The organism is Janibacter alkaliphilus, assembly GCF_013408565.1.
Classification (GTDB): Bacteria; Actinomycetota; Actinomycetes; order Actinomycetales; family Dermatophilaceae; genus Janibacter; species Janibacter alkaliphilus.
This window is the reverse complement of record NZ_JACBZX010000001.1, coordinates 63,291-84,357: the sequence shown is the minus strand read 5'-3', so window position 1 is coordinate 84,357 and position 21,067 is coordinate 63,291. Positions and strand designations below refer to the sequence as shown.

The following is a 21,067-nucleotide window of genomic DNA, read 5'->3' as shown; positions in this document are numbered from 1 at the left end:
GTCCCCTGTGGGACACTGACCCCGGCCCGGAGAACGCCCATGGCACGGAGAGGGAGACCCAGGTGAAGGGACGCGTCCTCGTCGTCGACGACGACCAGGCACTGGCCGAGATGCTCGGGATCGTGCTGCGCAAGGAGGGGCTGGAGGTCTCGCACGTCGGCGACGGCTCGCAGGCCCTGGACACCTTCCACCAGGCCCGCCCGGACCTCGTCCTGCTGGACGTCATGCTGCCCGGCCTGGACGGCATCGAGATCTGCCGCCGGATCCGCGCCGAGTCCGGGGTCCCGATCGTCATGCTCACCGCCCGCACCGACACCGTCGACGTCGTCGTCGGTCTGGAGGCCGGCGCCGACGACTACATCCTCAAGCCCTTCAAGCCGCAGGAGCTCATCGCCCGGCTGCGCGCCCGGCTGCGCCGCGGCGACGACCCCGAGCCGGAGCGGCTGACCATCGGCGACCTGACCATCGACGTCGCCGGCCACTCGGTGATGCGCGGCCAGGAGCCGCTGGCGCTCACCCCGCTGGAGTTCGACCTGCTCGTGGCGCTCGCCCGCAAGCCCTGGCAGGTCTTCAGCCGCGAGGTGCTGCTGGAGCAGGTGTGGGGCTACCGGCACGCCGGCGACACCCGCCTGGTCAACGTCCACGTGCAGCGGCTGCGCAGCAAGATCGAGCACGACCCGGAGCACCCGGAGATCGTCGTCACGGTGCGCGGCGTCGGGTACAAGGCCGGGTCCGCCTGAGCATGTCGACCGCGACGCAGGCACCGGAGCGGTCGCGGTCGGACAACCCGGCCACGCGGCTGGCCAAGCGGCTCGTCGGCCTCTGGCGGCGCAGCCTGCAGTTCCGGGTGGTCGCCACCACGCTCGTCCTCGGGCTCGCCACGGTGTCGGTGATCAGCGTCTCGATGTACCGCAGCATCGCCGACGGCCTGGTCGACGACCGCATCGAGATCTCCCAGGCGGAGGCGCGCCAGCTGACCATCGAGGCGCAGAACCTCTTCGACGAGAGCGACCGCAACGACAACGAGGACGACCTCGCCGAGAACGCCGGGACCGTGGTCCGGCAGAGCCTGGCGCCACCGGACGGGGACACCAGCCGGTACGTCATCCTCACCCGCAGCCTGGACAACGAGACCCCGCTGCAGCTGGGCACGACGATCACCGGCTCCGGGGTGGGCCTGGAGGACATCCCGCCGGCGCTGCGCGAGGCGGTCAGCGCCGACCCGGAGCGGCAGCAGACCACGACCATCGACCTCGAGCGCACCCTCGACGAGCAGCCGCAGGCGGTCATCGACGACGAGGCCGGGGAGACCGACCGGGTGCCCGCGGTGGTCGTCGGCTCCCAGGTGACGATCTCGCCGGCCGGGCCCTACGACCTCTACATGATCTACCCGATGGACCAGGAGCAGAGCACCCTGGACGTCATCTCCCGGTCCTTCCTGCTCGGCTCCGCCTTCCTCATCCTGCTCGTCTCGGCCATCGCCTACGTGGTCACCCGCACGGTGGTCTCCCCGGTGCGCCGGGCGGCGGAGGTGGCCACCCGGCTGGCCGGCGGCGACCTCAACGAGCGGATGTCCGCCCGGGGCCACGACGACCTCGCCCAGCTCGGTCGCTCCTTCAACGAGATGGCCGACAACCTGCAGACCCAGATCCGCCAGCTCGAGGGCCTCTCCCGGGTGCAGCAGCGCTTCGTCTCGGACGTCTCCCACGAGCTGCGCACCCCGCTGACCACGATCCGGATGGCGGCCGACGTGCTCGACTCCTCCAAGGACGAGCTGGACCCGGTCTCGGCCCGCTCGGCCGAGCTGCTGAGCACCGAGCTGGACCGCTTCGAGGCGCTGCTGGCCGACCTCCTCGAGATCAGCCGCTACGACGCCGGCGCCGCGGTCCTGGAGCAGGACCCCACCGACCTGGTGCCGATGATCGAGCGGGTCGTCACCGCGGCCGGGTCGATCGCCGAGGCGGCCGGCAGCGAGGTCCGGATCCACGGCCCCGGACCGGGGGAGGCGGTCGCCGAGGTGGACACCCGGCGGGTGGAGCGGATCCTGCGCAACCTCGTGGTTAACGCGGTCGAGCACGGCGAAGGGCGGCCGGTGGACGTCTGGGTGGCCGCGAACGAGGACGCCGTGGCGGTCGTCGTCGAGGACCACGGGGTGGGGCTGCGACCGGGCGAGGGCTCGCTCGTCTTCAACCGCTTCTGGCGGGCGGACCCCGCCCGCACCCGGACCACCGGCGGCACCGGTCTGGGCCTGGCCATCTCGCTGGAGGACGCCCGGCTGCACCACGGCTGGCTGCAGGCGTGGGGCGAGCCCGGCAACGGCTCCCGCTTCCGGCTCACCCTCCCGCGCCGCGGGGGCGGCTCGATCGGCGAGGCGCCGCTGCCGCTGACCCCGCGCGAGGGGGACCTCGCCGAGGCCGTGCCGTGACCGGGCCGGATCGCCCGGGAGGCGCCGCCGGGTGGCGGCTGACCCGCCGCGGCGTGCTCGGGCTCGGCGCGCTCGGCGGGCTGGCCGGCTGCGGCCTGGAGGCGGACCAGACGATCCGTCCCGGGCTGGACATCGACGCCGAGCCGCGGGTGGTGCGCTACCTGCCGCCGGGGCCGCAGGCCGGCGACGGGCCGATGGAGACCATCCGCGGCTTCATGCGCGCCGGCAAGGCCACCGGGCCCGAGCTGCGGGTGCCGCGCGAGTTCCTCACCGACGAGGCGGCCGACGCCTGGCTGCCGGACTCCCAGACCGTCGTCTACTCCGGCACCCCGGCCATCTCCGAGCTCGGCGACGGTCGCTACCGGGTGACCCTGCGGGTGTCCGCCCGGATCGACAGCGACGCGCGCTACACGGTCGGCGCGCCCTACGACAGCGCCACCTTCGACTTCGGGCTGACCCGGATCGAGGGAAGCTGGCGCATCGGCGAGCTGCAGCAGGGCTTCGGACGGGTCGTCCCCAGCTACGAGGTGAGCCGGATGTACCGGGCCTACCCGGTGCACTACCCGGCCGTGGTGTGGAACCGGCTGGTGGCCGACCTGCGCTGGATCCCGGTCGACCAGCAGGCCACCCGGCTCACCCGCGCCCAGCTCGGCGGGGTGCCGGAGTACCTCACCGGGGCGGTGCGCAGCGACGACGGGGCCGAGCTCATCGTCGACTCGGTCCCGGTCACCGACGGCGTGGCCGGGGTGGACCTCAAGCCGGAGTCGCTCTCCGCCGACGCCACCGACCGCCGTCAGCTCGTCGCCCAGCTGGTGGCCACCCTCATGCAGCTGCCGGACGTCAGCGAGGTCAACGTCACGGTCGGCGGGGCCAGCATCGAGCTCAGCGGGGTGCAGGCGCCGCTGACCACCGCCGAGCAGCTCGACTACGTCGACCCGCGCCCCAGCGAGCGGCCGGTGATGGTCCGGGTCGGCGACCACCTCGTCGGGGTGGACGACGACCGGCTCACCTCCCTGGACCGCAAGCGGCTGGCCGGTCGCGACTCCGACTTCGCCGAGGTGCCCACCCGGTGGCGGCACCTGGCCCTGTCCACCGACGCGGCCGAGGTCGCCGCGGTCAGCGCCCAGGGCACCGAGCTCTCCCGCTGGCGCGACGACGGGTCCATCGTGCCGGTGCCCTCCTTCGCCCGGGATCTGGTCCGCCCCGGCTACGACGTGCACGGGGTGCTCTGGCTGGCCGGGCACGGCCTGGGCACCGAGGAGGGCAACCACATCTGGTCGGTGAACTCCGCCGCCGACGTCACCGACGAGCAGGCCTCGGCGCCGCAGGCGCTGCCCAGCGGCTGGCTGGAGGACCGGCTCGTGCAGGCCGCGGCGGTCTCGCCGGAGGGCAGCCGGCTGGCGCTGGTGTCCGCCCCGGACGGCGGGGCCAGCGTGCTCGAGGTCGTCGGCGTCGAGCGCAGCGCCAACCGGCTGCCGACCGGGCTCTCCCAGCGGCCGCTGCGGGTGGCGGCGCTGCTGGTCGAGATCCGGGACGTGGTCTGGGTCGGCGAGACCACGCTGGCGGTGATCGGCCGCGACCACACCCAGCGCACCGTGATGCCCTACCTCGTCGACGTCGGTGGCGAGCTGCGCGAGATGACGCCGAGGGGCGGCGCCGTGGAGGTGACCACCATCGGCGGCGAGCGGGACATCGTGCTCGGCAACGCCCGGGGCACCTGCTGGATCCGCACCGGGTCGAGCTGGCGCGAGCTGACCGCCATCGACGACGTCGTCGTCGGGGGCTCCTGAGGCTCGTCCACAGCCCGTCGCCCGGGCGGCGGCCCGTCCACGACCCCGTGAGCGAGCGGGCGGGGTGCCGGGCCGGGCGCCAACCTGGGGCCATGGACGGATCCGGATCGTCGCTGCTCGCCGCGGTCGAGCTCGTCGTCCCGCTGACCTGCGCCGGTTGCGGGTGCCCGGGGGCGCTGCTCTGCGCCGGCTGCCGGGACGAGCTGGCGCGGGCCGCCCTGCCGCCGGTGCCGGTGCACCCTCGACCGCCCCCGCCGGGATGGCCGGGCTGCCACGCGATGCTCACCTACGCGGGGGTGGGCGCGCGCCTGGTCCGCTCGGCCAAGGACGGTGAGCGCCGCGACCTGCTGCCGGTGCTGGGACGGCTGCTCAGCGAGCCGGTGCGGCGCGCGATCGAGCAGCTCGGTCCCGGCCCGGCGGTGCTGGTGCCGGCGCCCTCGTCCGCGGCCAACCGGCGGCGCCGCGGGGACGCGCCGGTCGAGACGATGGTGCGCCGGGCCGCCCGCCGGCTCGACGGCGAGCCCGCGGTGCGGCCGCTGCTGCGGCCGGGCAGGGTGGTGGCCGACCAGGCCGGCCTGGGGGCGGCGGCCCGCCGCGGCAACCTCGACGGTGCCCTGCGGGTGGCCGGCGGGGCGGACGTGCGCGGTTCCCGGCTGGTGGTCGTCGACGACGTGGTCACCTCCGGGGCCACCCTGGCCGAGGCCCGTCGGGTGCTGCTCGCGGCTGGGGCGGGCGAGGTGACGCTGGCCGCCCTGGCGGCCACCCCGTGGCGCGGCGGCGCGGCCGGTTCCGGCGGAAACCTGTCCCCGACGCGGTCGGGGGACTAACGTGTCGTCATGGGCCCCTCGCTCACCGGCACCGCCGGCACGGCAGAGGGGCTCGTCGCGTCCTCGGACGGCGACGGCGACCTCGGCGGGAGGTGGTGCGGCGGCCCGCACGCCCCGGCCAGGCGCTGAGTCTCGTCACCGACGTCCGAGGAGGACCACCGTGGAAATTGCTGTGACCGGACGACACGTCAACGTGTCCGACCGCCTGCGCGACTACCTCGACAGCAAGCTGGAGAAGGTGCCCCAGCTGGAGCCGAGGGTGCAGCGGATCGAGGTGCTCGTCAGCCACGAGCCCAACCCCCGCCAGGCCAAGGCCAGCGAGAGGGTCGAGATCACCTGCCGCTCCAAGGGCCCGGTCATCCGGGCCGAGGCGGCCCACGACGACCGTCAGGCCGCGGTGGACATGGCCGCCGACAAGCTCATCGAGCGGCTGCGCCGGGCCCACGACAAGCGCAACGTGCGACGCGACCGGCGCCGACGGCTGTCGGTCGCCGAGGCCACCGCCGACCTGCCGGTGGTCACCCCGGAGTCCTTCGAGGAGACCGAGCCGGAGCAGCCGGACCGCTTCGGCTCGCAGGGTGACAGCCCGGTCGAGGTGCGCGAGAAGGTGCACGAGACCAGCCCGATGACCCTGGCCGACGCGGTTCGCGACATGGAGCTCGTCGGTCACGACTTCTACCTCTTCCACGACGTCGAGCTGGACCGGCCGAGCGTCGTCTACCGCCGTCGCGGCTGGTCCTACGGCGTGATCCACCTCGAGGTCGACCCGGCGGCCGGCAACGGCGTCGAGCCGGCGGCCAGCGCGGGCGGCTGAGCCCGTCGGTCGCGGGGCGGCCCGAGGGTCGTCCCGCGACCGATCTGCCCGATCGCCAGCGGTCGGGGTGTGGTCGGGAGCACAATGGGTCGTCGGGGGTTGTCTGAGCGTGGCGGGAGGAAGAGCAGTGGGGGCTGGGCCGATCCGTGTCGTCGTCGTCGACGACCACGTCTTCTACCGGGAGGGGCTGAAGAGCTTCCTCTCGGCGGACGAGGGCATCCTCGTCGTGGGCGAGGCGGACGACGGCCCCACCGCGCTGGACGTGCTCTCCACCGCGAGCCCGGACGTCATGCTGCTCGACCTCAACATCTCCGGCATGGCCGGACCGGAGATCTGCGCCCGGGCGATCGCCGAGCACCCCGGGCTGCGGGTGATCATGCTGACCACCAGCGACGCCCGTGAGGACCTCTTCGCCGCCGTGCGGGCCGGGGCGGTCGGCTACCTGCTCAAGGAGGGTCCCCCGGACGAGCTGGGCGAGGCGGTGCGGCGGGTGGCCGCCGGCGACTCGCTGATCCACCCCCGGATCGCCGGGTCGCTGCTGGCCGAGTTCGCGGCGCTGAGCCGGCCCGCGCCGGTGGACCCGTGGTCGGTGCTGACCGAGCGGGAGATCGAGGTGCTCACCCTCGTCGCCGCCGGCCTGCGCAACAAGGAGATCGGCGAGCGCCTCTACATCAGCGAGTTCACCGTGAAGAACCACGTGCGCTCCATCCTGGAGAAGCTCGAGCTCTCCTCGCGGGTGGAGGCGGCGGCCTGGGCGATGCGCACCGGACTGGTGCCGATCGCCCACGCCGAGGACGCGTGAGGCTCAGCCCCGGGGCCGCCCGCCGGATCGCGATCGCCGCGCAAGGACTGGCTCGCCCGCGTCCCGGGCACGCGGTCACCACCCGGGACCTGATCCGGGTGCTGGAGACCGTCGGGCTCGTCCAGATCGACAGCGTCAACGTGCTCGCCCGCAGCCACTACCTGCCGTTCTTCTCCCGCCTGGGTCCCTACGACCCGGCGCTGCTGGACCGGATGCGCGACCGGGCGCCCCGGCGCATGGTCGAGTACTGGGCGCACGAGGCGAGCCTGCTGCCGCCGTCGACCTGGCCGCTCATGGAGCACCCGCGGATGCGGCGGGCCGAGGACGGCTCCTGGGGCGGGATCCAGCGCGTCCAGCGGGAGCACCCTGAGCTCGTGGCCGCGGTCCTGGACGAGGTCGCCTCCGGTCCGCCGCGCACCGCCCGCCAGCTGGAGGCCGCCCTGGGTCACGAACGCGGGCCGAAGGGGGAGCACTGGGGCTGGAACTGGTCGCTGGTGAAGAACGCGCTGGAGCACCTCTTCTGGGCCGGCCGGATCTCCTCGGCGGGCCGCACCAGCCAGTTCGAGCGGCGCTACGCCGGGCTGGGCCGGGTGGCTCCGCCGGAGCAGCGGGAGCGGTGGCTGGACCGGGACGCCTGGCCGGACCCGGACGCGGCCTACGACGAGCTCGCCCGGATCGCGGTCCGGGCGATGGGCGTGGCCGACGCCGCCGACGTCGCGGACTACTTCCGCACCCGCCGGGACCGCACCGAGCCGGCGCTGCAGCGGCTGGTCGCCGCCGGCGAGCTGCTGCCGGTGGAGGTCGACGGCTGGCCGCGTCCGGCCGTCCTCGACCCGGCGGCCCGGCGCCCGCGGCGGGTGCAGGCCCGGGCGCTGCTCTCGCCCTTCGACTCGCTGGTCTGGTACCGGCCGCGGGTGGAGCGCATCTTCGGCTTCCGCTACCGCATCGAGATCTACACCCCGGCCGAGCAGCGGGTGCACGGCTACTACGTGCTGCCGTTCCTGCTCGGCGAGGAGCTCGTCGGCCGGATCGACCTCAAGGCGGACCGGTCCGCCGGGGCGCTGCGGGTCCAGCAGGTCACCTGGGAACCCGGCCGGGGTGGCCGCAGCGACGCCGCCGAGCTGGACGCCGAGCTGCACCAGCTGGCCACCTTCCTCACCCTCCCCACCGTCACTCCCCGACCCCCAACCCCCTAGGCAGCTGGAGCCCCTCACCCTGCAAGGTGAGGACGTTCGACGAAGGTGAGCGGCTGCGGGCGAGCCCGAGGCGCGTCGGCCGGCTGCCGTCGGTACACCGGCCGGCTGCCGTCGCCCGCACCGGCCGTTCAGCCGAGACGTTCCCAGTGCGTCGCCGGGCCCACCGAGCCGTCCGGGGCGTCGGCCTGCGCCTCCTCGCCCCACCGGGTGAAGCCGGCCGCGGTGAGCACCCGGTTGCTCGCCAGGTTGTCCGAGGCGGTCTCGGCCAGCAGCCGACGCAGCCCGAGGCCCCCGGCGTCGGTGGCGGCGAGCGCGTGGTCGGCGGCCAGCCGGGCGGCCCGCACCGCGACCCGCCGACCGCGGGCCGAGGGCTTGACCAGGTAGCCGAGCTCGGCGGTGCCGCCGACCTCCAGCGTGCCGTGGCGGACGAAGACGAGCACCTCGCCCAGCGGCTCGTCGGTCTCGCCGTCGGCGATGCACCAGTTGGTGCTGGTGCCCCGGGCCATCACCTCACCGCGACGCAGCAGCCAGTCCTCGACGGTCTCGGGGGTCGGCACGGCGCCGGCCGGGACGTGGTGCGGCGGGTGGTCGTGCGGCTCGCCGATCGCGGTGTCGTCCGGCCGCAGCGGGCGCAGCCGGATCCCGTCGGCGGCGAGCACCGGGGCCTCCAGCCAGGGGTGGGCCGGTCGCATCGGCCGACCGGGCAGCAGCGAGGCGCACCAGGCGCTGGCCGCGCCACCGCCGCGCACCGGGACCCGGGCCGGCAGCAGCCCGTGGTCGGTGAAGCCGGTCGCCCAGGCCACCCGCCACGAGGCGAAGTTGCCACGCTCCGTGTGCCAGTAGAGGCTGGCGGCGCCGTGGTCGAAGGCCCAGCCCGCGGCCAGCCGCACCGCGGCGCTCATCACTCCGCGCCCGCGCGCCTGCGGGTGCAGCCCGAAGCCCAGCTCCCAGGCGGGACCGGCGCCGGGCGGGTGGCGCAGGTCGATGAGCCCGGCGAAGGGCAGCCCCGGCCCGTCCTCGCCGGCGGCGACCGTGACCGCCCAGTACGCGCCGGAGCCGTCGGCCCAGGCGCGGCGGTGCAGGTCCAGGAAGTGCCGGGCGTCGTCCAGGCCGTAGGGGTCGGGCACCCCGGTCCAGCGCACCGATGCCGGGTCACGGCTCTGCTCCACCAGCGCGGGCAGGTCCGCCTCGGTCAGCGCGCGCAGCTCGACCCGTCCGTCGCCCAGGGTCGGTACCGCGTGCGGCAGCGGTGTCTCGTCGGCCATCGGGGGAGTCTAGGTCGGCGACGACTAGGGTGGCCTGGGATATTCGTGCCCGACGTGTGCGTTGGACCGTCGGAGACCAGCCGTAGAGGGAAGAGAGACAGCCCGTGAAGATCGTCGAGCGGATGCTGCGCGCCGGAGAGGGCCGCATCGTCAAGCGCCTCGAAGGCATCGCCCAGCAGGTCAACGCCATCGAGGAGGACTTCGAGGCCCTCAGCGACGCGGAGCTGCGCGGCGAGACGGACAAGTTCAAGCAGCGCATCGAGGACGGCGAGAGCCTCGACGACCTGCTCCCGGAGGCCTTCGCCGCCGTCCGCGAGGCCAGCCGCCGCACCCTCGGCAAGCGCCACTTCGACGTCCAGATCATGGGCGGCGCCGCGCTGCACATGGGCAACGTCGCCGAGATGAAGACCGGTGAGGGCAAGACCCTCGTCGCGACCCTGCCCTCCTACCTCAACGCGCTCTCCGGCAAGGGCGTGCACGTCATCACCGTCAACGACTACCTCGCCGAGTACCAGGCCGAGCTGATGGGCCGGGTGCACCGGGCGCTGGGCCTGGAGACCGGCGTGATCCTCTCCCGGATGAACCCCGCCCAGCGGCGGGCGGAGTACGCCAAGGACATCACCTACGGCACGAACAACGAGTTCGGCTTCGACTACCTGCGCGACAACATGGCCTGGTCCACCGACGAGCTCGTCCAGCGCGGCCACAACTTCGCCATCGTCGACGAGGTGGACTCGATCCTCATCGACGAGGCCCGCACCCCGCTGATCATCTCCGGCCCGGCCGACCAGCCGACCAAGTGGTACACCGAGTTCGCCAAGATGGTCCGCCGCCTGGAGAAGGGTCACGGCGCCGAGCCGATGAAGGGGATCGAGGCGAAGGGCGACTACGAGGTCGACGAGAAGAAGCGCACCGTCGGGGTGCTCGAGCCGGGCATCGAGAAGATCGAGGACCTGCTGGGCATCGACAACCTCTACGAGAGCGTCAACACCCCGCTGATCGGCTACCTCAACAACGCCATCAAGGCCAAGGAGCTCTTCACCCGGGACAAGGACTACGTGGTCATCGACGGCGAGGTCCTCATCGTCGACGAGCACACCGGGCGCATCCTCGCCGGCCGTCGGTACAACGAGGGCATGCACCAGGCGATCGAGGCGAAGGAGGGTGTGGAGATCAAGAACGAGAACCAGACCCTGGCCACGATCACCCTGCAGAACTACTTCCGGATGTACGACACCCTCTCCGGGATGACCGGCACCGCGCAGACCGAGGCGGCCGAGCTGAACTCGATCTACGAGCTCGGCGTCGTGCCGATCCGGACGAACAAGCCGATGATCCGTGAGGACCAGGCCGACCTGGTCTACCGGACCGAGGAGGCCAAGTTCGGCGCGGTCGTCGACGACATCGTCGAGCGCCACGAGAAGGGGCAGCCGGTCCTCGTCGGCACCACCAGCGTGGAGAAGAGCGAGTACCTCTCGGCCCAGCTGAAGAAGCGCGGCATCAAGCACGAGGTGCTCAACGCCAAGCACCACGAGCGGGAGGCGTCGATCATCGCCGAGGCCGGCCGCAAGGGCTCGGTCACGGTGGCGACGAACATGGCCGGTCGGGGTACCGACATCATGCTCGGCGGCAACCCCGAGTTCCGGGCGGTGGCCGAGCTGCGCGCCCGCGGGCTGGACCCGGAGGAGACCCCGGAGGAGTACGAGGCGGCCTGGGACGAGGCGCTGGCGGACGCCGAGAAGGCGGTCGAGGCCGAGCACGACGAGGTCACCGAGCTCGGGGGCCTCTACGTCCTGGGAACCGAGCGCCACGAGTCCCGGCGCATCGACAACCAGCTGCGCGGCCGCTCCGGCCGTCAGGGCGACCCTGGGGAGTCCCGCTTCTACCTCTCCCTGCAGGACAACCTCATGCGGCTCTTCAACGCCGGCTTCGTCGACCGGGTGATGACCACGGCCAAGATCGACGACGACACCCCGATCGAGGGCAAGATGCTCACCCGCTCCATCGAGAGCGCGCAGAGCCAGCTCGAGGGGCAGAACTACGAGACCCGCAAGAACGTCCTCAAGTACGACGACGTGCTCAACCGGCAGCGCACGGTGGTCTACGACGAGCGTCGTCGGGTGCTCGGCGGCGAGGACCTCGAGGAGCAGGTGCGCCTCTTCATGACCGACGTCGTCGGCGGCTACGTCGACGCCGAGACCGGCGAGGGCTTCTCCGAGGACTGGGACCTCGACCGGCTCTTCACGGCGCTCAAGGCGGTCTACCCGATCAGCTTCACCAAGGAGGAGCTGGTCGAGCGGGCCGGCGGCATCGCCAAGCTCAACGCGGCCAACCTGCGCGAGGAGACGGTCACCGACATCCACGAGGCCTACGACCGGCGCGAGGCCGAGCTCACCGAGCCGGTGGCCCGCGAGCTGGAGCGCCGGGTGGTGCTCTCGGTGCTGGACCGCAAGTGGCGCGAGCACCTCTACGAGATGGACTACCTCAAGGAGGGCATCGGGCTGCGCGCGATGGCCCAGCGCGACCCGCTCGTGGAGTACCAGCGGGAGGGCTTCGGGCTCTTCGAGGCGATGAACGACGCGATCAAGGAGGAGAGCGTCGGCTACCTCTTCAACACCGAGGTCGAGGTGCCCAGCGTGCCCGCCTCGAGCACCGCTCCGAAGAGCGTCGACGAGCTGCTCGGCGAGGACGGCGCGAGCGACGCAGAGACCGCCGATGACGCGGCCGACGGTGCGACCGCGGAGCAGGAGCGTCCGCAGATCCGCGCCAAGGGCCTGGACGAGGAGCGGGCGAACCGCCGGCTGCACTACTCCGCGCCCAGCGCCGACGGCGGTGTCGAGGAGCACGACGAAGGGGGCTCCGCCGGCGGCGGCAGCCGCGCCCAGCGTCGGGCGGCGGCGAAGAAGAGCAAGAAGAAGGCCAAGAAGCGCTGAGCCTGGCGCTGGCAGGTCCGTGGGCCCTGCGGGTCAGCCGATCTGCAGGGCCTCGACGACCCAGCGCCCGTCGCGGCCGACCAGCCGGATCGCCAGCGCGCGGACCCGGCTGCCGTCGACGAGCACGACCGATGCCTCGGTCACGTCGGGTCGAGGGTGCCCGACGAGGACCCGGGTGACCTGGGTGCGGCGCCTCGGCCGGTGGTCGGTGGCGGCGTCCTGACGGCGCTCCGCACCCCGGGCGGCGGCCTCTCGCCGCGCGGCCAGCGCCCCGCGTCGGGCGATCACCGCGTACACCTCGGGCGAGGTCCAGCGCAGCACCTGGGTCGCCGGGCGGGCGCCGTGCATCACCTCGACGATCGCCTGGGCGATGTGCGCCGCCCATCCCGCCGGGTCGGGCAGGTCCGCCGCCCGGCTCGGCTGCGGCCCGAAGATCTGGTCGTCCCGGGCCGAGGCGAAGTCCATCGCCAGCGCGTCCTGCACGTACGGGGGTGCGTCGTGGTCGCCGCTGCCGGTGCTCTCCTCGGCGTTCTCCTCGTGGGTGGGCAGGGCCACCCCGGGTGGCGCCGACGGGGGAGCCGGGCAGATCCGGACCGGGCCGAGCACGGGTCGCAGGCTCATCGCGCGGCCCCCTCGGACGTCGACGTCGGGGCCTGCAGCCGGGTGCCCGGCAGCAGGTGATCGGGATCCGGGCCGATCGCCGCCCGGTTCGCCTCGTGCCAGTCCGGCCAGGCGCGGGCGATCTCCAGGTCGGTGCTGCCCGGACCGAGCGCCCGGGCGGCGATGCTCCACAGGGTGTCGCCCCGACGGACCACCACCTCGGCGGCGCCGCCCTCGCCCGGGGGGCCGACGCGGGAGCCGACGAGCGACCCGTCGGCCCGCTGCGGCGACGAGCTGGGGCGCTGCGGGGTCCAGCCCGGGCGCTCCGGGTCGTCCGAGGATGTCGCGGAGGGTGGCTGCGCGGTGGCGTCGTCCGACGATGCCGCGGACGGTGTCTCCGGGGAGGCGTCGGCGGAGGCTCCTGCCCGGCCGGTCACCGGGAACCCGGTCCCACGCCCGCCCGGCTCGTCCTCGGCGGGCGCGGCGCCCGGAGCGGCCACGGAGGTCGCGACCGTGCTGGCGGCTGCGGCGGGGCCCACGCCGATCGGCACCGCGAGGCCCACCGCGAGAGCCGCCCAGCGGCGCACCAGCCGCGGCGCGAGGCGGCGTCGCCAGCGCGCGGCGCAGCGACCGGCCGCGCCCGGCAGGCGGGCCAGCAGGGTGAGCGCCATGCACAGCAGCAGCCAGCCCACCAGGCCCGCGAGGGCGACCGCGGCCGCCCCGACGAGCAGCTGCACCGGGTCGCCGGCCGGGCCGAGCCCCTGCGGGAGCGTCCACCGGGCCAGCTGCGCCGAGCCGGCGAGGAGACCCGCTCCCACGAGCAGCGCCAGCGCCGGACGGCCCGCGCCCCCTCGGCCGGCCAGGGTCGATCCCGTCTCCGCCGTGCTCGCGTCCATGACGTCCCCCACGTCCATGTCATCGCCCGTGTCCATGTCATCCCCCGGGTGTCCTCGTGGCATCTATCAGTGCTTTTTGATGCTGTTTGATAGTGATAGACAGCAAATCATGGGTATCGCCCGTCGGCAATCGCTCCACCGGACTAGATTGCGCACCATGCGGTGGGACCGGCTCTTCGACGACCTCGAGGCCCAGCTCGAGGCCCAGGACCGGCGCGAGCGCGACGGCGAGATCGCCGACCGGACCCGGGCCGAGCGGGCCCGGGTCACCCTCTCCGAGCGCCTCGTCGCCGCGGTGGGCGCGCAGCTGGCGCTGCGCCTGCTCGGCGGTGACGACGTGCGTGGCGAGCTGCTCGACACCGGCGAGGGGTGGCTGCTGCTCCAGGAGCGGACCCGCACGGTGCTGGTGCCGCTGCCCGCGGTGGTCAGCATCCACGGGCTGAGCGGGGCGCGCCGGGACGACGCCCGGGCACGACGCTTCGGGCTGGGCTACGCGCTCCGGGTGATCAGCCGGGACCGTCGCCCGGTGGTCGTCGGTGACATCGCCGGGGGCAGCGCCCACGGGACGGTCGACGCGGTGGGTGCCGACGCCTTCGACCTGGCGGAGCATCCGCTGGACGCCCCGCGGCGCCGTGACTCGGTGCGTTCGGTGCGCACGATCCCCTTCGCCGGGCTGGCCTCGGTGAGCTCGGGCTAGCCGGGCGTCAACCCTGGGTCGGCACCGAGCCGGCGTCGGTCAGCCCCCGGGCGCCCGCTCCGGCGCGTCGACCTCCTCGCCGCCGGCGACGAGGTCGCGGGTCTGGGCGTACATCCGCTGGATGTAGGCCTCCAGCTCGTCGACCTCCACGCGCCACTGCCCCCGGCCGCCGACCTTGATCGCCGGGAGGTCCCCGCTGCGCACCAGGGCGTAGGCCTGGGCCGAGGAGATCCCGAGGATCTCGGAGACCTCGCTCAGCGGGATGAAGCGCCGGGGCACCTGGTCCTCCTGGGTCTCGGCAGGGTGCGGTCGTGGCCAGTCTGCCACCACCACGGGACGCGCCGCCCCGCCCCACGAGCCACCCTGTGGATGCTGCGGATCACGGGCCTGCCTGTGGATCTCGCCGCGCGAGGCCCGCGATACCGGGGCATGATGCTCGGGCGACACCGACCAGCAGGAGAGGCCGAGCCCGTGACCCAGCTACCCACGCCCCAGGCCCGACGACTGCGCCCGGCCACCTGGAAGGACTCCCGGCTCGTGCTCGGCGTCGTCCTCGTGCTCGCCTCGGTGATCGTCGGGGCGCTGGCCTTCAGCGCCGTCGACGAGCGCGAAGGGGTCTGGGTCGCCGCCGGCGAGATGACCCCCGGCGACCGGGTGGGCGAGGACGACCTGACCCGGGTCGAGGTGCAGCTCGACGACGACGCGGCGGCCTACCTGCGCACCGAGGACGGGCTGCCCCAGGACGCGGTCGTCGACCGTCCGCTGCGCCAGGGCGAGCTCGTCCCCCGGGACGCCCTGGTGGACGCGTCCTCGCTGACGGTCAGCCCGGTGCCGGTGCACGTCGACCCGATCTACCTCACCGACCTCACCAAGGGCTCCCGGGTGAGCGTCTACACCGCCGTGCCGGCCAGCGCGGCCGGGGAGGACCCGAGCGAGCCCGACGAGACGAGCGGCGAGGGATCGGACCCGGCGAGCAGCGAGGGTTCGGACCCCGCGGCCGGCGAGGCGCCGACCGCGGCCACCGGTGCGGCGGCCGAGGAGGAGATCGTCTACGAGAAGATGCTCGAGCGGGTGACCGTGGCCGGTGTGCCCGAGCCCTCCGGGCGGGTGCTCGGCTCGGAGAGCACCGACGCGGTGACGATCCTCGTCCCTGAGTCGCAGGTTCAGCGGCTGCTGACGCTGGACTCCGAGGAGACCCCGATCAAGCTCGTCGCCGAGCGGAGCGCCGGGTGAGCACCGTCGTCACCGCGCTGGGCCACGAGTGGGAGGCGCGGATGGTCGCCCTCGTCGACAGCCTCCCCGGCATCGATGTCGGCCGTCGCTGCGTGGACCTGGCCGAGCTGGTCTCCGCCGTCGCGGCCGGTCACGGGGACGTGGCCCTGGTCTCGCTCGAGCTGCGCGGCCTGGACCGCGACGCGCTGCACCAGCTCGACCTGGCCGGGGTGCACGTCGTGGGTGCCTCCGCCGAGGGGGACGAGGACAGCGAGCGTCGGCTGCGCCAGCTCGGCCTGACCCGGGTGGTCCACCTGGGCACGCCCGCCGACGAGCTGGCCGACCTGCTCGGCGTCGCCCGGCGCGGACCGGCTCCCGGTGCGGCGACGCTGGCCGGGACGGTGGGCGCGGGCCCGACGTCGACCGGGGGAGTGGCCGTCGCGACCGACGACCCGCAGGCGGGGCCGCCGAGACCCACCGACGAGCCGCCACCGGCACCCGAGGCGGGCCGGGCCCGCGGTCGCGTCGTCTGCGTCTGGGGCCCGACCGGCGCGCCGGGCCGGACCACGGTGGCGGTCAACCTGGCGGCCGAGCTCGCCGGGTCCGGCGTCCCGACCCTGCTGGTCGATGTGGACACCTACGGCGCCAGCGTGGCCCAGGCGCTGTCGATGATCGACGAGGCGCCCGGTGCGGCCGCCGCGGTGCGGGCCTCCGAGGCCGGCTCCCTGGACCTGCCGACCCTGGCCCGGGTCGCCCCGGAGGTGCTGCCCGGTCTGCGGGTGCTCTCCGGGATCCCGACCCCGGCCCGGTGGACCGAGCTGCGGGCCGCGGCGGTGGAGCACGTCCTGGACCTCTCCCGTGACCTCGCACCGCTCGTGGTGGTCGACTGCGGCTTCAGCATCGAGGACGACGAGGAGCTGAGCTACGACACCCTCGCGCCGCGCCGCAACGCCACCACCCTGGTCGCGCTCGAGGCGGCAGACGAGATCCTCGTCGTGGGGGCGGGCGACCCGGTCGGCCTGCAGCGGATGGTGCGGGCCGTGCAGGCGCTGGCCGACCTGCCGGTGGTGGCACCTCGTCCCGTGGTCAACCGGGTCCGTGCGTCGGCCGTCGGGTCCGACCCGCAGCGCCGGATCGCCGACTCGCTGCGGCGCTTCGCCGGACTGGAGCGGATCGCCTTCCTCCCGGACGACCCGGCGAGCACCGACGCGGCCATGCTGGCCGGGCGCACCCTCGCCGAGACGGCGCCGGGCAGCCCGCTGCGCGCCGCCCTCCGCGAGCTCGCCGGCGCCCTCGCCGGACGGGCGCTGCCCCGGCCGTCGCGGACCGGGTCGCGGCTGCTGCGTCGGTGACCGCGGGCGACGTCCGACGAGGTCGGGATGGTTCCGCCGAGCCGCTGACCCGTCTCCGGGAGCGTGAGACCATGGCGGGCGTGTCGAACCGTCTGAGCGCCGAGGACGCCGCCTTCCTCTACCTGGAGGAGCCGACCCTCCCGATGCACGTCGGCTCGGTGATGGTCTTCGACCCGCCCAAGGAGGGTTTCGACTACGACCAGTTCGTCCAGGTGATCAGCGACCGGATCGCCGGCCGCCGCCGCTACCGGCAGCGGGTGCGCCACGTGCCCGGGCGGATCGCCAACCCGGTCTGGGTGGACGACCCGCACTTCGACCTCAGCTATCACGTGCGGCGCTCGGCGCTACCGGTCCCCGGGGACCAGGGCCAGCTCGAGGAGTTCGTCGCGCGGATCCTCTCCCGCCCGCTGGACCGGGACCGGCCGCTGTGGGAGGCCTACTTCGTCGAAGGGGTCGAGGACGGCCGGTTCGCGGTCGTCACCAAGGCGCACCAGTCGATGGTCGACGGCATCGAGGCGGTCGACATCGCCGCGCTCATCCTCGACCCCGAGGCGGTCGCCGGCGAGGACCCGGGCGAGTACGCCCCCTCCGACCTGCGGCTCGTCGCGGACGCGGTGATGTCCTCGGTGCTCAGCCCGCGCACCGCCCTGGGCACGCTGCGCACCGGGCTGCGGGACGTCACCGACACCGGTCGGCGGGTCGCCGAGACCGCCGGCCAGGTGGTCGCCACCCTCGCCAAGGTCGGCGCCAGCCCGGCGCCGGACAGCCCGCTGAACCAGCCGGTCGGCTCGGCCCGCCGCTTCGTCGTGCTCAAGACCGACCTCGAGGACTACCGCTCGATCCGCACCCGGCTCACCCGGGGCCGCTACGTCGAGGACGTCACCATCAACGACGTCGTGCTGGCCACGATCAGCGGCGGCCTGCGCACCTGGATGCAGACCCGCGGCCTGCCGGTGACCAGCACGACCACGGTGCGGGTCATGGTCCCGGTGAGCATCAAGGGCGACGACGGCGACGCCGCCGGGGGCACCACCCTGCGGGCCTGCTTCGTGGACCTGCCGGTGGGCGAGACCAACCCCTCGATGCGGCTGCACCAGATCGCCTTCGCGATGCGTCAGCAGATGGAGAGCGCCGCGATCGAAGGGGTGGACGCCGCCTCGTTGTCGTCGATGAACGGCTTCGCCCCGCCGACCCTGCACAGCTTCGGGGCGCGGCTGGGCAGCGCGATGACCCGGCGCCTCTTCAACCTCGTCATCACCAACGTCCCCGGTCCGCAGCAGACCCTCTCGGTCGAGGGGTCGCGGATGGCCTCCACCTACCCGGTGATGCCGCTGGGCCGGGGTCAGGCCCTGGCCATCGGGATGACCTCCTACGACGGCAAGGTCTTCTACGGGCTCACCGCCGACCGGGACGCCATGCCCGACCTCGACGTGCTCGCCCAGGCGATCTACGACTCCCTCGACGAGCTGCGCACCGCGCACCGCAGCGGGCGGCGCTCGTGAGGGTCTACCTGCCGCTGCGCACCGAGGACCTGGCCGCTGTCGAGAACTCCGGTCGGCTGCCGTCGCGGCCGCGGTACGCGGTCACCCCGGCGATGCGCGCCGCCGAGCCACGCGCCGACGAGGAGGATCTGGAGTTCGACGCGATGTGCGCCGCGCTGGACGCCGCCGCGGCGCTGCCCGGCCAGGGTCGCCGGGTGGTCGCCGCCGCCGAGGTGCCCGAGACCGCCGAGGGCGTCGCCGCCGATGGAGCTGGCGCGGACGCGGTCGCCGGGTCGGCGGCCGACGCGCCCGGGGTGGACCTCGAGGACGTCGTCTCCTTCCACGTCGAGGAGGAGCCCGGCGAGGAGGGCACCGGCTACGACGCGCTGCTCTGGTACGACGTCACCGAGCTCACCGACCTCGCGACCGCCTGAGCGTCGTCTGACCGTCCGCCGACGGTCGGCTGACGGGCGCTCAGGCGTCGGGGACGTGCGCCCCGTGCCCCTCGGCGACCAGCCGCTCGCGCAGCCGACGGGCCGCCTCGTCGAACCGCTCGGCCGGCACGTCCTGCATCGGTGCGTGCGGGTCGAAGTCGTCCGCCGAGAAGGCCGGCCACACGTGCACGTGCAGGTGCGGCACGAGGAAGCCCTCCAGCAGCATCCCGATCCGCGGCGCCGCCCACTCCTCCTGCTGCGCCTGGGCGACGATCCGGGCGACCCGCTGCAGGTGCGCCCAGGTCTGCTCGTCGGCGTCGGTCCACTGCTCCAGCTCGGCGCGCGGCACGACCATCGCGTGCCCGTCGGTCAGCGGCTCGATCGTCAGGAAGGCGACGCACACGTCGTCGGACCAGACGAAGCGCCCGGGGATCTCGCCGTCGATGATCTTCGTGAAGAGGGTGGCCATGCCGCCAGCCTAGGATCTCTGGCCGCTGCGCGGGCCGGGCGCCTACGCTGGTCGCATGCCCCAGGTCAGCGCGGACGTCCACGTGCCGGTCCCGCCGGACCTCGCCTTCGCCGTGTCGCAGACCCATGGCCCGGTGCGGCTGCGGTGGGACCCGTTCATCCGCGAGCAGCACTTCCTCGACGGGGCCACTGCTCCCGGGGTCGGCGTGCAGACCTTCACCCGCAGCTCCTTCCTCGGCCCGCTGAGCCCGGCGATGACCAGCCGCTACGTCTCCTGGCGGCCGCCGACCTCGGTCGGGATGACGATGGTGCAGGGCCCGTGGTTCTTCGCCCGCTTCGGCGGCGGGTGGCGCTTCAGCCCGGAGGAGGGCGGCACCCGCGCGGTGTGGAAGTACACCTACGACATCACCCCCTCCTGGCTCTCCCCGGTCGCGGTACCGATCGGCCAGCGGCTGCTCGGCCGGGAGATCCGGCAGCGGATCGAGGGCTTCGCGGCGGGGTGCCGCGACGAGGTGGTCCTGGCCGCCGCCCGCGAGGTGCTCGCCGCCGACGAGCACGGCCCCGGGAGCGCCGGTGCGTGAGCCCGCCCGAACGCCCGAGCCCGCCCGAACGCCCGAGCCCGCACCGCTGCGCGTCGCCGCGGCCCAGCTGACCGCCGGCGAGGACCCCGCCGCGAACCTCGACCTCGTCCGGCAGGCCGCCGCCGCGGGCGCCGAGCAGGGCGCCCGGCTCGTCGTGCTCCCCGAGGCGACGATGTCCGCCTTCACCAACCGCCGCCTCGACCAGGTGGCCCAGCCGCTGGACGGCCCCTTCGCCGACGGGGTGCGCGCCGCCGCGCAGGAGCACCAGGTGGTCCTCGTCGTCGGCCTCTTCACCCCGGCGGACACCATCACCACCGACGAGGGCCGCACCCGGCACCGGGTGCACAACACCCTGCTGGTCACCGGCCCCGGGGTGGCCGAGACGACCTACCGCAAGATCCACCTCTTCGACGCCTTCGGCACCACCGAGTCCGACGGCGTCGCCCCGGGGCGCGAGGTCGTCGACGTGGACGTCGACGGGTGGCGGGTCGGCCTGGCCACCTGCTTCGACGTCCGCTTCGCCGACCACTTCACCGAGCTGGGACGCCGCGGCTGCCAGCTCGTCGTGCTGCCCGCCTCCTGGGGGGACGGCCCTGGCAAGGCCGACCAGTGGGACCTGCTCACCCGGGCCCGCGCGCACGACGCCCAGGCCTGGCTGCTGGCGGCCGGGCAGTCCTGGACCCCGCGCTCCACGCAGGGCCCCTTCGGCATCGGGCGCTCGGCCCTGGCCGACCCCACCGGGGCGGTGCGCGCCCGCCTCGACGGCGGCGACGGGCTGCTCGTCGCCGACGTCGACGCCGCGTCGGTGACCGCCGCCCGTCGCCAGGTGCCGGTCGTGGCCGTGGCCGGCACCGCCATAGACTGACCCCCATGCCCGACCCCAGCCGCGACAGCATCACCCGCGACGACGTCGCCCACCTGGCCGGCCTCGCCCGGATCCGGCTCAGCGACGCCGAGCTCGACCGGATGGTCGGCGAGCTCGACGAGATCCTCGGCGCCGTCGCCCAGGTGCAGCAGGCCCCGATCGAGGGGGTGGAGCCGATGAGCCACCCGATGCCGCTGGTCAACGTCACCCGCGAGGACGTGGTGCGCCCCTCGCTCACCCCCGAGCAGGCCCTGGCCGGAGCCCCGGCCGCCGAGGAGCAGCGCTTCTCCGTGCCCCGGATCCTCTCCGAGGAGTGATCCCGGCGCTCGCGCGCCCGACCCGCCCGGCGCCGCGCGCGCCGGCATCCCGGCCCGAGCCGCCCGCACGACCCGCGTCCCCCAGACCCGCGTCGCCCCCAGACCCGATGGC

Annotated in this window: 21 protein-coding genes; 16 read left to right on the top strand and 5 right to left on the bottom strand. The window is 74.3% G+C overall.

Annotated elements, in window-relative coordinates:
- The first annotated feature begins 62 nt into the window (after positions 1-62).
- The 7 genes from mtrA (at position 63) to BJY28_RS00380 (ending at position 7,854) form a co-directional block, all read left to right on the top strand.
- Positions 63-740 carry an MtrAB system response regulator MtrA gene (mtrA, locus tag BJY28_RS00410; protein ID WP_179461257.1) on the top strand — a complete coding sequence of 226 codons (678 nt, stop codon included), beginning with the start codon at positions 63-65 and terminating at the stop codon, positions 738-740.
- Positions 741-742: 2 nt separating this feature from the next.
- Entirely contained in the window at positions 743-2,425 is a 1,683-nt protein-coding gene (mtrB, locus tag BJY28_RS00405; protein WP_179461256.1) for an MtrAB system histidine kinase MtrB, read from the top strand.
- Positions 2,422-4,215, top strand: a complete 1,794-nt coding sequence (locus tag BJY28_RS00400; protein ID WP_179461255.1) for an LpqB family beta-propeller domain-containing protein — start codon at positions 2,422-2,424, stop codon at positions 4,213-4,215. The genes mtrB and BJY28_RS00400 overlap by 4 nt, the downstream gene beginning before the upstream one ends.
- A gap of 92 nt (positions 4,216-4,307) precedes the next feature.
- A complete protein-coding gene (locus BJY28_RS00395; protein WP_179461254.1) occupies positions 4,308-5,042 on the top strand; it encodes a ComF family protein in 735 nt (244 codons plus the stop codon).
- A 160-nt stretch (positions 5,043-5,202) separates the two neighbouring features.
- Complete coding sequence (hpf, locus tag BJY28_RS00390) at positions 5,203-5,856, top strand: ribosome hibernation-promoting factor, HPF/YfiA family (protein WP_179461253.1); 654 nt, start codon at positions 5,203-5,205, stop codon at positions 5,854-5,856.
- A gap of 127 nt (positions 5,857-5,983) precedes the next feature.
- Positions 5,984-6,658, top strand: a complete 675-nt coding sequence (locus BJY28_RS00385) for a response regulator (RefSeq protein ID WP_343036875.1) — start codon at positions 5,984-5,986, stop codon at positions 6,656-6,658.
- A complete protein-coding gene (locus tag BJY28_RS00380) occupies positions 6,655-7,854 on the top strand; it encodes a DNA glycosylase AlkZ-like family protein (protein ID WP_179461252.1) in 1,200 nt (399 codons plus the stop codon). Before BJY28_RS00385 ends, BJY28_RS00380 begins: the two co-directional genes overlap by 4 nt.
- A gap of 128 nt (positions 7,855-7,982) precedes the next feature.
- Here BJY28_RS00380 and BJY28_RS00375 read toward each other — a convergent pair whose 3' ends face one another.
- The gene (locus BJY28_RS00375) at positions 7,983-9,119 is read right to left on the bottom strand and encodes a GNAT family N-acetyltransferase (protein WP_179461251.1); all 1,137 of its coding nucleotides are present in this window, start codon (positions 9,117-9,119) and stop codon (positions 7,983-7,985) included.
- A 122-nt stretch (positions 9,120-9,241) separates the two neighbouring features.
- On the opposite strand from BJY28_RS00375, the gene secA reads away from it, so the two are divergent.
- Positions 9,242-12,052 carry a preprotein translocase subunit SecA gene (gene secA, locus BJY28_RS00370; protein WP_179463841.1) on the top strand — a complete coding sequence of 937 codons (2,811 nt, stop codon included), beginning with the start codon at positions 9,242-9,244 and terminating at the stop codon, positions 12,050-12,052.
- Between the two features lie 33 nt (positions 12,053-12,085).
- Here secA and BJY28_RS00365 read toward each other — a convergent pair whose 3' ends face one another.
- Both BJY28_RS00365 and BJY28_RS15755 read right to left on the bottom strand, forming a co-directional pair.
- A complete protein-coding gene (locus BJY28_RS00365) occupies positions 12,086-12,673 on the bottom strand; it encodes an Rv3235 family protein (RefSeq protein WP_179461250.1) in 588 nt (195 codons plus the stop codon).
- Entirely contained in the window at positions 12,670-13,584 is a 915-nt protein-coding gene (locus BJY28_RS15755) for a LysM peptidoglycan-binding domain-containing protein (protein WP_218875111.1), read from the bottom strand. Before BJY28_RS15755 ends, BJY28_RS00365 begins: the two co-directional genes overlap by 4 nt.
- A 121-nt stretch (positions 13,585-13,705) precedes the next feature.
- On the opposite strand from BJY28_RS15755, the gene BJY28_RS00355 reads away from it, so the two are divergent.
- Positions 13,706-14,245 carry a hypothetical protein gene (locus BJY28_RS00355; RefSeq protein WP_179461249.1) on the top strand — a complete coding sequence of 180 codons (540 nt, stop codon included), beginning with the start codon at positions 13,706-13,708 and terminating at the stop codon, positions 14,243-14,245.
- Between the two features lie 39 nt (positions 14,246-14,284).
- Here the strand turns inward: BJY28_RS00355 and BJY28_RS00350 are convergent, their stop codons facing one another.
- Entirely contained in the window at positions 14,285-14,524 is a 240-nt protein-coding gene (locus BJY28_RS00350; RefSeq protein ID WP_179461248.1) for a helix-turn-helix domain-containing protein, read from the bottom strand.
- Between the two features lie 192 nt (positions 14,525-14,716).
- Between BJY28_RS00350 and BJY28_RS00345 the strand changes: the two genes are divergently transcribed.
- From BJY28_RS00345 to BJY28_RS00330, 4 genes are all read left to right on the top strand, one after another.
- Positions 14,717-15,478, top strand: a complete 762-nt coding sequence (locus BJY28_RS00345) for a hypothetical protein (RefSeq protein ID WP_179461247.1) — start codon at positions 14,717-14,719, stop codon at positions 15,476-15,478.
- Complete coding sequence (locus tag BJY28_RS00340; protein WP_343036873.1) at positions 15,475-16,809, top strand: CpaE/TadZ family protein; 1,335 nt, start codon at positions 15,475-15,477, stop codon at positions 16,807-16,809. The genes BJY28_RS00345 and BJY28_RS00340 overlap by 4 nt, the downstream gene beginning before the upstream one ends.
- An 80-nt stretch (positions 16,810-16,889) precedes the next feature.
- Positions 16,890-18,311 (top strand): wax ester/triacylglycerol synthase family O-acyltransferase, encoded by a 1,422-nt coding sequence (locus BJY28_RS00335; protein WP_179461246.1) that lies wholly within the window; start codon positions 16,890-16,892, stop codon positions 18,309-18,311.
- The gene (locus BJY28_RS00330; protein WP_179461245.1) at positions 18,308-18,724 is read left to right on the top strand and encodes a DUF6912 family protein; all 417 of its coding nucleotides are present in this window, start codon (positions 18,308-18,310) and stop codon (positions 18,722-18,724) included. Before BJY28_RS00335 ends, BJY28_RS00330 begins: the two co-directional genes overlap by 4 nt.
- A 40-nt stretch (positions 18,725-18,764) precedes the next feature.
- On the opposite strand, the gene BJY28_RS00325 is transcribed toward BJY28_RS00330, so the two are convergent.
- On the bottom strand, positions 18,765-19,193 hold the full coding sequence (locus BJY28_RS00325; RefSeq protein WP_179461244.1) for an HIT family protein: 429 nt from the start codon (positions 19,191-19,193) through the stop codon (positions 18,765-18,767).
- A gap of 55 nt (positions 19,194-19,248) precedes the next feature.
- On the opposite strand from BJY28_RS00325, the gene BJY28_RS00320 reads away from it, so the two are divergent.
- From BJY28_RS00320 to gatC, 3 genes are read left to right on the top strand one after another with little or no spacing between them, the layout of a single operon-like run.
- Entirely contained in the window at positions 19,249-19,773 is a 525-nt protein-coding gene (locus tag BJY28_RS00320) for an SRPBCC family protein (RefSeq protein WP_179461243.1), read from the top strand.
- Positions 19,766-20,638, top strand: a complete 873-nt coding sequence (locus tag BJY28_RS00315) for a nitrilase-related carbon-nitrogen hydrolase (RefSeq protein ID WP_343036872.1) — start codon at positions 19,766-19,768, stop codon at positions 20,636-20,638. The genes BJY28_RS00320 and BJY28_RS00315 overlap by 8 nt, the downstream gene beginning before the upstream one ends.
- 5 nt (positions 20,639-20,643) lie before the next feature.
- Positions 20,644-20,955 (top strand): Asp-tRNA(Asn)/Glu-tRNA(Gln) amidotransferase subunit GatC, encoded by a 312-nt coding sequence (gene gatC / locus BJY28_RS00310; RefSeq protein ID WP_179461242.1) that lies wholly within the window; start codon positions 20,644-20,646, stop codon positions 20,953-20,955.
- The last annotated feature ends 112 nt before the right edge of the window (positions 20,956-21,067 follow it).